Source organism: Trichocoleus desertorum AS-A10, from assembly GCF_039962155.1.
Taxonomy (GTDB): domain Bacteria; phylum Cyanobacteriota; class Cyanobacteriia; order FACHB-46; family FACHB-46; genus Trichocoleus.
The window spans coordinates 265,343-277,819 of the sequence record NZ_JAMPKN010000001.1; the positions used below are offsets into that span (position 1 = coordinate 265,343).

Here is a 12,477-nt window from a genome sequence, read left to right on the forward strand (position 1 = left end):
ATCGCCTAGCCTTTATCTCGTTTGACCATGACCCCTTTAATCGATCCCAGCGCTCAAAACCAGTCTGCTGATTGGCGTCGCCATGCTGATCCGCCCAACCTTTGGCTGGCTGTCCTCTCTGGCTCCATCGTGATCCATGTGCTCTTGGCGTTGACGCTGCGGTGGTCCATTCGAGTCGCGATCGCTCAACCTTCAAACGCCAGTTCTGCACCCATTGAGGTGGTAGATATTGCCCCTGAAACAGCGTCTATAGAAGCTGAAGCTGCCGCCCCAACCGCCCCAATCGCTCAAGACCCTGTGACTGATTCAGCACCACCTCAAGCCGATGACGGAGTTGCCGTCTTGGAACCTGGGGTAACTGCCATCCTCCCAGAATCTGTAGAGGCTACGGCCCCATCTCCTAGCCCTTCGCCTCCTATATCACAGCCACCGCAACCATCCTCTGCCACTCCACCAGCGTCTTTACCGTTTACTCCACCTGTCTTACCCAACCCCCAAGCCAGTCCCGAACCCAGACGCGATCCAGAGCCAGAAGCAAATGTAGTACCCCCGCCAGCTGATAATAATCAGGCACCTGTAGCGCCGGACAATGGGAGTGAGACACCGACAGAATCTAATATCCCACCCGAACAAACCTCGGAGGATACTGGGGCTTTACCAGCACCTGAAGGCCAAACAGGAACTACTCAGGAAGGTAGCGAAGCTCCGTTGGGGAATCCTGACAGTGCTTCAGAAGAATCGGAAACTGAATCAAACTCTTTACCTCCAGGACCCACAGTTCCAGACTCAGCGCCCGCTCCGACTGATGGCGGTTTGGGTGAGGCGATCGGTCAAGTGCCTGTTTCGCAAGATCCAGTTCCGGCTGAGTTCCAAGCCAGTCTAAGCGTCACCGAACCCGGAGGTCCGGGTGCAGTAGATTTTCACGATCAACTTGCTACACCTAAAGCCACTAGCAAAACCTTTCCTTCAGATCCTACTTCTGTCTCTGGCTGCGTACTTGTCCCTGAAAGTGTGCAGTACTTTGGCCAATCAGTAGAACTAAGAATCGCGATCGATGAGCAAGGCCGTGTTTTAGACGACGCTACAGTGGTTAGACAGTCTAGTGGGAGTGAATCCTTTGATCAGTTAGCCACCTGTGTGATTGCCTCTTGGGAATTTAACCCAGCTTTTGACCGGATCAATAATGTTGAGTCTAGAGTTTCCAGTAACCTAGATGTGTTTGTCACCATCAAATCGATTAATTGAACAATTTTTAGTTTGAAGTTTTTAATAGTTGTGCTATCCTAGCTTAGGCTTGATTACCAGCGATGTCTAAGACTGGCAAGCAGGCAAAATTCAAGTGCGGGTGTAGTTTAGTGGTAAAACCATAGCCTTCCAAGCTATTGATGCGAGTTCGATTCTCGCCACCCGCTTATCAAATCAGGAATTTTAGATCTCACCCAGAGACAAATTGAGAATAGTGCGATCGCGTCCGGCAGTTTTGGCATGGTAAAGAGCCTTATCAGCAGCCACCACTAATTCCTCAGGAGAAATCTCTGGATTGGGAATCGTACTAGAAACGCCCAAGCTAAGCGTCAAGCGATCGCCAATCAAAGAATTAACGTGAGGAATTTCTAAATCTTTAATACTTAAGCGAATCGCTTCAGCTACCCGAACTGCCCCTTCCGCTTCTGTATTGGGCAAAACTACCACAAACTCTTCCCCGCCATAGCGAGCAACCAGATCGGCAGGACGCTTGACCGCTTGACTCAAGGCTTGAGCTACTTGCCAGAGACAGCGATCGCCCTCGCAATGGCCATAAGTATCGTTATAGGCTTTGAAGCAGTCAATATCACAGAGGATTAATGAAAGAGGCGATCGCTCACGGGCCATTCGCCACCATTCCTGCGCCAGATATTCATCAAAGTGCCGCCGATTAGCCACTTGAGTGACGCTATCTAAGACTACGAGGCGATATAGCTCTTGGTTGGTAACTTCTAGTCTTTGATAAAGCTTATTTAACATCTGAGTAGCGAGTTCATGAATTTGAGACTGCGCCACGAGCAATTGATGTACATCCAGCAACTTGTAAGTGTGCGGCTGAAATTGCACCAAAATTGGTTCTGCTAAAAGTTCGGGCGATCGCTGCAAGGCTTGACGGGCTGCTACCACAATGGCAACGTCACTCGGAAAGATTAAAAAATCTTCTCCCGTAAAGCGATACAACGCTCTTAGGGGTCGCCTTAAAAACAGTTCCGACCCATAGGGCCGACTGAGATGTTCCAAGAAGCGCCGCCGAGAAATCATCCCGACAAAGCGCCCTGCTTCCATCAGAATCACCCCTGGTAGCAAAGGATTCTGATGGAACGCTTGCGCTACCTCTTGTCCCGGCTGATGAGGCTCAACTGCAAAGTCATATAGGGTTAATTCTGCCAAAGTTGACTCCAGCTTCAGATTTCGCCCACAAATGTCTGACAACAGGGGAAGCAATCGGGAGTGGGAGGCACTAGACATAAGGATCAGTAAAAGTTCCTGGAATTAGGGAAGATACTAAGATCTGCTTGTCTATGTAAGACGCGCCTAAGCCTAAGGAGATGCGTCAGCTACTGCTTTAGTAAAGCTTGAATGCTGCGAGCTTGAGCTGAATTTAAGCTTAACTTTTCTAGCTTCGTTACACCCTAGTCCTGACAACTGAAACTGAACCGTAGTTAAGAGCTTTCAGGTCTAGGCCCTTTTGCTGACCTGAAGCTCAATAGTTAACGATAGAGTGAACGATGGTTGCCTTCAACCGTAATCCTCAGACTCAACTCCAGGTTCAGCTGTCATGGATACTACTTCTGAAGATACCTCACCTGGATCTTCTGGTGGCAAATTCACTAAAAGTCCCTGTAGCTTCATGCGATGAATATAGGGCCAACCTCCCTCAGCTTCTATGTCCCGTAACAATGCATAGAGCGCTTGGCGATTGGTCGGTAACGAATCTTGAAAAAAACTGTCACTGATTTCTCGGTGCAAGCTTTCCAGCAGTCGCAGGAGAGCTAAGAGAGTTAAACAGTCACCCTCATGGCTCTGAGCCGAAGTTCGTACCACCTGAGCGATCGCGGCAAAGTCGGGCCTTAGCTCCGATGCCACCTGAATATTGTCATCCATCACCATTTAATCCTTGTGGGCTGCGTTTCAATCAATCGCAATTGGGTCAACCCAACTTTACAGGAGTCTTTATCCCAAGCTGAATTAGAATGTACTACTCAAAAAGTACTCCGGCACTCCAGGTGAAAATAACTCAGCTTGATCCCCATTCACTCAAACAATTGTGATTTGCTTACCACCTCAAGCGAAAGGCGATCCAAGGACGTGTAAAATGCTGTATTAGGTCTTGGCCGGACCATTGCGAAAATCATAAGAATCCAGCTAAACCTGGCAGTGGTTCAAAATTCTCCTGGTGGTTGCGGCAGCACGCCCAAAACAGAGCGCAGGCGTTTATGAAGTGTGGCCGTTTTGCCTCAGGTTGGTTGCGGGCCATCACCCTACTCGCTTGAGTGCCTGAAGCCCAAATTTTAGATTGCCCTGGCAGGGATTTATAACATTGGTATTGAGGTTGACTATGAGGTATCGTGCTTTAATCGTTTCACTCCTGGCTTTGTGCTTGGGTGTGCTGACTGCTTGTAGCAGTGGGCCAAGTACTACCGTGAACCGAGATCTTCTCACCTACGAGCAGATCAGAGGAACTGGTTTGGCAAACACTTGTCCCCAATTAGATGAGACCTCACGTGGGTCCATCACTGTAGATACGGGTAAGTCTTACACCCTAAACAGCCTGTGCTTACAGCCAGTTGACTTCTTTGTGAAGGAAGAAGGTGTTAGCAAGCGCTCCCAGGCTGCCTATAAGCCTGCGAAGCTAGTGACCCGTCAAACTTCTTCTATTGAAGCCGTCAGCGGCGCACTTGAACCCAATGCTGATGGCAGCTTCACCTTTAAGGAAGAAGATGGTCTCGACTTCCAAGCCATTACCGTGCAATTGGCTGGTGGTGAGCGGGTGCCTTTCCTATTCACCATCAAAGGGTTAGTCGCGCAGACCCAGCCGGGTTTGAATGGTGTGATCAACACCTCTACTGACTTCGAAGGTAAATTCAAAGTCCCATCCTACCGGACCGCTAACTTCCTAGACCCCAAGGGCCGTGGTTTAGCAACAGGTTATGACAACGCTGTTGCGCTACCCGCTCAAGCTGATAGTGATGAACTACGGCGCGAGAACGTGAAGAGCTTTGATGTTGGTAAAGGTAAGATTTCTCTCCAAGTCGCTAAGGTAGATAATACCAGTGGCGAGATTGCTGGCACCTTTGAAAGTGAGCAGCCTTCGGAAACTGACATGGGTTCTCGTGAACCTGTAGAAGTTAAGATCCGGGGCATCTTCTATGCTCGTCTGGAGCCAGGCCAAGCCTAAGGCAGCGATCGCTGTTCTGTAGCTGTACCACTAAAGTAGATTGACGCTTTGGTACTCAACCAGCACCAAACTACATTGGCATAATATTGACAGAAAGAGGGGTGAAACACCCCTCTTTTGTTATGCAGCAAGGACTATGAAAGTAGGCAGAATTGGCTGGGATGGTGAGTAGGGAAGGACAGCTCAAGCCACGCTTGCCTCTGCCATCGATTGCACTCAACCAGGAAGAAAATGAATGCGATACTCACTCTTGAGTCAATTTCAAGGAGTACTCGTAGGCGCAGCCATAGGTGAACTTTTAGGCGTAGCTTGGGCGACTCACTTGTCTCAACAAGACCAAAGTGAGCTAGCCCAGCCTCAACTTTTTTTGGGTCATCCTGAGCGCCAAGCTCAGCAACTGCTGGCTTCCGAACCCCTTAGCCTCTCAGCCCCAGCATGGGGCCGCCTAACGGTACTAGGGGCTCGGAGTCTGGTGGAGCGAGGAGAGTTGGATTTAGCAGATTGGCAGCAGCGCTTCCAGTCAGATGTTGAGCTTGGTCATCCAGACGAGTTAGGAGCGGAAGGAATAGCGATCGCCAGTCTACCGATCGCCTTATTTTTTCATGAGGATGAAACCAAACTCTATCGAAAGCTAAGCCAGCTTTACCAGTGCGCTTCCCTGCCTCCCGGTTCGATTCTGAACAGTGCTGTTCTGCCTAGCTTCGTGCTGAGTTTGGCGATCGCTCAGGCTTTACAGAATCAGTTGCAGCCCCAAGAGTTAATTCCCCAAATCATTAATGCCTTAACTCGCTTAGAGGCCCAATCCGCTGATCCGATTGCCGACTCAGAGACTATCGCTGTATTGATGCAGCAACTGGCTCAAGTGCAAACCTTAATACAGCAGAATGCCAGTTTAGAAATGGCGCGATCGCAGTTATGCCAGCCTCTGCAAGCTACAGCTTTGCCAAACGCTCAATTCGTTTCACCGATGATGGCAGCACTTTATTGTTGCCTGGCGACACCCCAGGATTGGCATTTGGCTGTTTTACGCTCCTTGCAGATGAAAATTTCGCCACAGTTAGTGGCAACCCTCACAGGTGCTTTGGCTGGGGCTTACAACAGCTTGGCTGGCATTCCGGTGGTTTGGCGGCTAGCCCTCGATCGCCAACACTCTGGAATTTCTCCGCTTAAATCAATTTGGCAGGTGGTCGAGTCCGAGGAAGAGGTGATTGAATTAGCGACTCACTTGCTAGCTACCTGGTCGGGCACTTATGATACACAAAAGTTTCCAGTTAAGCGCTGTCAAGTTCCGGCGATCGCAGCTCCTCGTGTCATTCGGCCCCGTTAACTTTACCCATTCACCTCTATTGTTCATCGCCTCGATTGTGATGGTGTCCCCCACTCACCTTCCTCTATGAACCGAGTAGCATGAATAAATAAACCAAGCGGGTGCTGTCACAAACTTTACAGACAGCTTCTAACCAGGGAAACCAGTTCATGCACACAATAAATTTCTTACCTGCTCGTTTGCATTCCACCTCACCCTCTCGCTGGTAGATCCTAACTACTATGAGAGCGATTCAATTGTTGATGCAGCGGGCAGAGCGGCTGCACAGACGCTATCGAAATGAAGGGTGGCGTGTGTACGTGGCAGACGTCTCGCGTAGGACGTTCGGTCATGCTTTGAGCCAAACCTGGAATCGGCAACCCCTCACTAGTGCCGCAGTAGGTCCGCGATCGCCCAACCATCACCGTCATCGCCCTCCGGCTATGGTCTTCGTGGCTGTTCTTTCCTTGACGAGCACCATTGGGTACCGTTTCTATAACGAACCGAAGCTAGACGTCGGTACAGCAGCGCCCCAGACCATTCGAGCGCCCTTTAATGCCAGTGTAGAAGATCCTAAAACCACAGAGGAAAAGCGTCGAGAAGCTCGAACTGGCGCGGTTCCAGTGTTAGCGCTAGATGTGGCGGTGAATCAACGAGTGCAGCAGGCTTTAGATCAAGCTTTAAAGCAGGGCACTGAACTGCGGCGCATGGCTGGAACTTTTCCGTTTGTTCCTACCATTAGCCTATCTTTGCCTACGCAAATCTACTTACGCCAAGCTGAAGAGTGGGAGTGGCGCGCGGTTTTAGAAGCTGTAGAGCCTCCTACTGTTAATAACTCAGGGCTGGAGAGTAGTACTGACCCAAGCTTGAATGAATGGCTAAACCCAAGCAATCCTCCCCTGAATGCAGCTCAGCAGCAAGCGATCGCTGAGTTGCGTAGTTATCGCCAAACTATACCTACTGAAGACTTTACTGCTTTCGTGGAAGTCATTGCTAAAAGTCGTTGGAGTTACCCGATTGCTCTAGCCGCCTTGTCCAACACAATCACCTCAGATTCGGAGGCTCTTTACAACGCCACCCTATTTAACTTATCGGATGCAGAATGGGAGAGCGCTCAAGCGAACATTCGCCAAGTTGTGACACGCATTTTGGCCCAAGGCATCTCCCCAGGCTTACCTAAAGCCATTTTGCAAAACGCGGTAAAAGTGCAAGTGAGGGGAGTCGTTCCAGAGCCAGCAGTGGCGATCGCAATCAATCTTTTGCCCAAAGTTTTAGAACCTAATCTCACTCGCGATCCGGAGCAAACTAAGCTCCGCGCCGAGCAAGCAGCCCAAGAAGTTAAACCTGTTTTCGTCACCGTTCAGCAAGACGAAGTAATTGTGAAAGAAGGACAGGTGATTACCCAAGCCAACTTTGTCTTGCTAGACTACTTCCGCTTGAGCCGTCGAGAAATTAATTGGCTCGGCCTGCTGGGTTTCGGTGGGCTAATGACTGGGGCGGTAGGTCTTGTCTGGGTGGTAGAGCGACGATTTCACCCAGGGTTGCGGCAGCGAGACCATCTCTTGCTCCTAGTTCTAACTTTAAGTGCGCCTCTTTTAGGAATTTTCGGCATTTCTTCGACCAGCTTGCCCGCGATTGGCTTGTTAGTGGGTAGTTTCTACGGTTCTGCCTTGAGCGTGGCAGTTGTCGGCTTACTGGCAGCGCTAGTGCCACTAGGATTGGAAGTGAGTTGGAGCTATTGGTTAGCTAGCACTGTTGGCGGTCTACTAGGCGGCTTGATTGCGGGAAGATTGCGATCGCGGGAAGAACTCGCCCTTTTAGGCGGTGTGGTCGGTCTGACCCAAGGTGTCGCCTACCTAATTCTGACTTTAATTCTGAATGCAGCTTCTGGCCCTGTCTGGTACCTCGTACTTAGTGGAGCCATGCTGCATGGCTTAGCTGGGGTGGCTTGGAGTGTAGTGGCGCTAGGACTCAGCCCCTACTTGGAACACTTGTTTGATCTCGTTACCCCCATTCGTCTAGCTGAACTCTCTAACCCAAATCGTCCTTTGTTGAAACGGTTAGCTTCTGATGCGCCCGGAACCTTTCAGCATACCTTGTTTGTATCCACCTTAGCCGAAGCTGCGGCCAGAGCCTTGAGCTGCAATGTGGAACTGGTGCGGGCTGGAACCTTGTATCACGATATTGGCAAGATGCACGATCCCTTGGGTTTCATTGAAAACCAAATGGGTGGTCCGAATAAGCACGACACCATCAACGACCCTTGGAAAAGTGCTCAACTGATTAAGAAGCATGTGAGTGCGGGGTTGGTCATGGCGCGCAAATGCCGTCTTCCCAAAGCTATCCAAGCTTTTATTCCAGAACATCAAGGCACGATGTTAATCGCCTATTTCTATCACCAAGCGCAGCAGCAAGCCAAACAAGAATCTACTTGCACCGTTGATGAGTGCGACTTCCGCTACGACGGCCCTGTGCCCCAATCCCGCGAAACAGGCATCGTCATGCTGGCAGACTCTTGCGAAGCCGCCTTGCGATCGCTCAAAGATGCTAGCTCGGAAGAAGCCCTCTCCATGATTAACAAAATCCTGCGAGCCCGCTGGCAAGACAATCAGCTAGTTCACTCGGGTCTGAGCCGGGAAGAAATGAACCAAATCGCCGAAGTCTTTGTCCAGGTTTGGCAACAATTCAATCACCAACGCATCGCCTACCCCAAAGCCGTTTTATCAGCAAAGTAGTATTGCGTCGGCACCCTACCCTTAGTCCTCTCCTCATGCCTCTTTGGTAGTTGCCCCAGTGGAGTCGATTTTCAGCGCTTTAACTAAAGGGGTGACGCCTTGCTCGATCCAGGTGTTGGCGATCGCGGCTTCTACATTGGCAGCTTCTTGGCTACTCGTGAGGGCCAGTAGGGTGGGACCTGCCCCGCTGATCACAAGGCCGTAAGCTCCCGCCGCGATCGCAGTGTCTTGAACAGCGGTGTATCCAGGAATGAGGGTTTGGCGATAGGGTTGGTGGATGCGGTCTTGCAAGGCGGCTCGCAACCATTTACCGTTGCCAGTTTCTAGGGCTCGGACGAGTAAGCCGAGATGAGCGGTATTAAAGATGGCATCAGCGCGGCTATAGTCGCTGGGTAAAACGCGGCGAGCTTCAGCGGTGGAAAGTTCAAAATTAGGAATGGCAACGACAGGCACGATATTGCTGTGCCAAGGAATCTCACAGATTTCCCATTTGCCTTCCGAGGTGGTAGCGGCAAGGCGACAGCCACCGATCAAGGCAGGCACCACATTATCTGGGTGGCCTTCCATTGCGATCGCTAGTTGCATGACTTCGGCTGCGGAAAGAGGCGAACCTGCGAAAGCATTTGCTCCAACCAATCCACCTACAATCGCCGTTGCCGAACTGCCCAAACCACGAGCCAACGGTACTCCCAGTTGAATATTGATTTCCACAGGTGGCGGCGTTTGGCCCAAGTGTTCGTAGAGTTTCACAAAAGCTTGGTAAGCCAGATTGCTCTCGTCTCGATTCACGCGATCGGCTTCTAACCCTTCCACCGTAATATCGACCTGCTGCTCTGTATTGGTTCGCAGTTGAGCAAATTGGAATTGGTTGTAAACCGTTAAAGCGGCACCCAAACAATCAAACCCTGGCCCAATGTTGGCAGTAGTAGCTGGAACCGTAACAGTAACCGTAGAACTCAACGACATTACAAATACCTATTAGCAGCGATCGCGAAACATTATTTCTCGCAAACCTGATCATAAAGCCGTTGAGGCACCTTAATTTCCAGGCAAAGGACTACAAGAGCAATAAAACCCTTTTTGGAGGGGGTCTGGGGGACGCAACCGTCCCTCAGCAAGAGCTTGGGGGCGCTTGCCCCCAAGCTCTTGGTTTTACTTCCGAAAGTTAGAAATTGTCATGATTCGCCAAAGCCACCTTCAACTTCTCCAACACCTCAGATACCGGAATCGAACCCAGCTCCCCATTGGTCCTTGTCCGAATACTGAGACTATTCGCCTCCACTTCCTTAGCTCCAATCACCGCCATCACCGGGATTTTCTCCTTCTCAGCATTGCGAATCAGCTTGCCCAGTCGCTCACCGCTCAGGTCCACCTCTGCCCGAATGCCGAGCGATCGCATCTGGTTGACTACATTCTGAGAAAACTCCACCTGATCTTGGCTCACAGGCAACAAACGAACTTGCTCCGGCGCGAGCCACAGCGGGAAGTCACCAGCATATTCCTCAATCAAAATCCCGATCAAGCGCTCTAAGGAACCAAATGGAGCCCGGTGGATCATCACTGGACGCTGACGAGTGCCGTCTTCTGCCACATATTCCAGGTCAAAGCGCTCCGGCAAGTTGTAGTCTACTTGGACGGTTCCGAGTTGCCATTCGCGATCGAGCGCATCTTGGAAAATGAAGTCGAGTTTTGGCCCATAGAAAGCGGCTTCTCCAATTCCCTCGAAGTAGTTCATCCCCAAGGTTTCGACAGCTCGCCGAATTGCTCCTTCGGCTTTATCCCACACCTCATCCGAACCCATATACTTGTCAGATGAAGGGTCACGGAAACTGAGCCGAGCTTTAAAGTTTTGTAGCTTCAAACTCTTGAACACAGACAGAATCAAATCCACCACACTCAAGAATTCTGCATCCAGTTGTTCAGGGGTGACGAATAGGTGCGAATCATCTACTGTAAAGCCGCGCACACGAGTCAATCCGCCTAACTCACCCGATTGCTCATAGCGGTAGACCGTGCCAAACTCAGCCAAACGCATCGGTAAGGTGCGGTAGGAGCGCAATTCGCTCTTATAGAGTTGGATGTGGAAAGGACAGTTCATTGGCTTGAGCACGAAGCCTTGCTCTTCAGCTTCCGCTTGCTCATTGTCAGCCATCATCGGGAACATGTCTTCCTTGTATTTCTGCCAGTGCCCCGAAGTTTTGAACAAATCCACTCTAGCGATGTGCGGAGTCACAACGGGCAAATAGCCCCGTTTCAGTTGCTCCTGCTTGAGAAAATCCTCTAGGGTAAACCGCAAGAGCGTGCCCTTGGGAGTCCACAAAGGTAAACCAGGACCGACAATATCGGAGAAGATAAACAGACCAAGCTCTTTACCTAGCTTGCGGTGGTCGCGTCTGAGAGCTTCTTCTTTGCGGCGTTTGTACTCGGTTAACTGCTCTGGAGATTCCCAAGCAGTGCCATAAATGCGTTGCAGTTGAGCTTTGGTTTCGTCACCGCGCCAATAAGCCCCCGCTACGCTTTCTAGTTCGATCGCGTCGGGCTTCAGTTCTCCAGTGTTTTCAAGGTGCGGACCCGCGCACAAATCCCACCAATGCTCACCCAAGTGGTAGATCGTGATTGGGGCTTTTAGACCTTCCAGAATTTCTAATTTGTAGGGTTCGTTAATTGCTTTGATGCGCTGCTCTGCTTCTTCGCGGCTGACTTCTTCGCGCACCACAGGCAATTTGCGATTAATGATTTTCACCATCTCTTTTTTGATGGCTTTGAGGTCTTTCTCGGTAAAAGGTTCGGGACTATCAAAGTCGTAATAGAACCCGTTGTCAATCCAAGGACCAATCGTGACTTGCGCTTTGGGAAACAGCTTCTGCACCGCCATTGCCATCACATGGGACGTGGTATGACGAATCTTCTTCAAGGCTTCAGATTCGCTGGTGCGAGGTAAATGTATTTTTTCGGCTAGTCCTGAAGAAGGAGCTTCTGAAGAAGGCATCTGCTGCTGAATCATTCGAGAAATATCTTGACTTGCAAGGGTTCGATTGGGATCAGAGGGAAATCATCCCCTATAGCCTCTATCTTACCGATCGCCCTTACCTCCTCGTCACCCCAAGCAAGCGAAAGAAATTCCGAAACTATTACAAAACGTAAATGAAATTAAGATTATTATGGTTAATAAGATAGAAATCTCTTTTCATACATGTTTAGTTCCAACTTGCCTGAACCGAATTTATTAAAAACTGTTCTACAACCGCTATTGGAAGACTTTCAATACTGGTTTGAGCGATCGCAAGTGCTGCTCGAAACAGAGGAAATTCGATTTTTAGGCGTAGAGAAGCAAGCTGATTTGCTAGCACGAGTCAAACAGGCGCAACAGGAAGTTCGCACGACTCAAATGTTGCTTCAGGTGACAGGTGGTCAGGTGGGCGTAGAAACAACAGTCTTGATGCCGTGGCATCAGCTTGTCACCGAATGCTGGCAAACCACCATCCGTTTCCGTTTGGAACGCTCTGCGGGCTACGAAGGAGTAGATTAAGCTGCAAAAAATCTGAGAAACTATTGGCAATGAAGCTCAACATTGCCTGGGACCAACGCTGTCTGCTCCACTTTCCAGCTTGGTTCCATTTCGAGCAAAATTTGTGAACTTGCTGGTGAGCTATTCGGCTGGGAGGACCAAAATTATGTTGCACCTGCTTTACGTTATTGCTTTTACCATTCTGGCGTTTTTGGCGATTGCGAATCTAATTCGCAACATGCTGACCCTAGGAATGGAATCTCAACGGAGTTATGCTCCTGCCGGATGGTCTGCTGGCAATGGTGCAGCGACTTCACGGCCTCGACCTGTACCACACCCAGAGTTTCTAGATGATGCGGGCAACGTGATCAACGAGCCGCTGCTGGTCATGCGTTCTATGTCTGTAGAAGATGCCCGTGAGCATTTAGATGCACTTTATGATTCTTCCCCTGGCAATAGCAATAGTGGCGAAACTCGGGAAGAGAGTTAGAAGCTAGGAGCAACC

The 12,477-nt window shown here is 50.1% G+C and carries 10 protein-coding genes and 1 tRNA gene; 7 read left to right on the forward strand and 4 right to left on the reverse strand.

Going from position 1 to position 12,477, the window contains the following annotated elements:
* Nucleotides 1-27 precede the first annotated feature (27 nt).
* The gene (locus NDA01_RS01145) at nucleotides 28-1,245 is read left to right on the forward strand and encodes a TonB family protein (RefSeq protein ID WP_348226573.1); all 1,218 of its coding nucleotides are present in this window, start codon (nucleotides 28-30) and stop codon (nucleotides 1,243-1,245) included.
* 96 nt (nucleotides 1,246-1,341) lie between these two features.
* Nucleotides 1,342-1,412 (forward strand) — tRNA-Gly (locus tag NDA01_RS01150).
* Between the two features lie 16 nt (nucleotides 1,413-1,428).
* On the opposite strand, the gene NDA01_RS01155 is transcribed toward NDA01_RS01150, so the two are convergent.
* Both NDA01_RS01155 and NDA01_RS01160 read right to left on the reverse strand, forming a co-directional pair.
* Nucleotides 1,429-2,493, reverse strand: coding sequence for a GGDEF domain-containing protein (locus tag NDA01_RS01155; protein ID WP_348226574.1), 1,065 nt, complete (start codon nucleotides 2,491-2,493; stop codon nucleotides 1,429-1,431).
* A gap of 270 nt (nucleotides 2,494-2,763) precedes the next feature.
* On the reverse strand, nucleotides 2,764-3,129 hold the full coding sequence (locus NDA01_RS01160) for a hypothetical protein (RefSeq protein ID WP_348226575.1): 366 nt from the start codon (nucleotides 3,127-3,129) through the stop codon (nucleotides 2,764-2,766).
* 454 nt (nucleotides 3,130-3,583) lie between these two features.
* On the opposite strand from NDA01_RS01160, the gene psbO reads away from it, so the two are divergent.
* From psbO to NDA01_RS01175, 3 genes are all read left to right on the forward strand, one after another.
* Complete coding sequence (psbO, locus tag NDA01_RS01165; protein ID WP_190434151.1) at nucleotides 3,584-4,423, forward strand: photosystem II manganese-stabilizing polypeptide; 840 nt, start codon at nucleotides 3,584-3,586, stop codon at nucleotides 4,421-4,423.
* A 235-nt stretch (nucleotides 4,424-4,658) separates the two neighbouring features.
* Entirely contained in the window at nucleotides 4,659-5,750 is a 1,092-nt protein-coding gene (locus tag NDA01_RS01170) for an ADP-ribosylglycohydrolase family protein (protein ID WP_348226576.1), read from the forward strand.
* A gap of 221 nt (nucleotides 5,751-5,971) precedes the next feature.
* Nucleotides 5,972-8,464, forward strand: coding sequence for an HD family phosphohydrolase (locus NDA01_RS01175; protein ID WP_348226577.1), 2,493 nt, complete (start codon nucleotides 5,972-5,974; stop codon nucleotides 8,462-8,464).
* A gap of 33 nt (nucleotides 8,465-8,497) precedes the next feature.
* On the opposite strand, the gene thrB is transcribed toward NDA01_RS01175, so the two are convergent.
* Nucleotides 8,498-9,430 (reverse strand): homoserine kinase, encoded by a 933-nt coding sequence (gene thrB, locus NDA01_RS01180; RefSeq protein WP_348226578.1) that lies wholly within the window; start codon nucleotides 9,428-9,430, stop codon nucleotides 8,498-8,500.
* A 199-nt stretch (nucleotides 9,431-9,629) separates the two neighbouring features.
* Nucleotides 9,630-11,453 (reverse strand): threonine--tRNA ligase, encoded by a 1,824-nt coding sequence (gene thrS, locus NDA01_RS01185; RefSeq protein WP_431193277.1) that lies wholly within the window; start codon nucleotides 11,451-11,453, stop codon nucleotides 9,630-9,632.
* A gap of 204 nt (nucleotides 11,454-11,657) precedes the next feature.
* Here thrS and NDA01_RS01190 point away from each other — a divergent pair, with 204 nt between their 5' ends.
* Complete coding sequence (locus tag NDA01_RS01190) at nucleotides 11,658-11,993, forward strand: DUF2605 domain-containing protein (protein WP_348226580.1); 336 nt, start codon at nucleotides 11,658-11,660, stop codon at nucleotides 11,991-11,993.
* 145 nt (nucleotides 11,994-12,138) lie between these two features.
* Nucleotides 12,139-12,462: a DUF2973 domain-containing protein gene (locus NDA01_RS01195; protein ID WP_348226581.1), complete on the forward strand. Its 324-nt coding sequence runs from the start codon at nucleotides 12,139-12,141 to the stop codon at nucleotides 12,460-12,462.
* The last annotated feature ends 15 nt before the right edge of the window (nucleotides 12,463-12,477 follow it).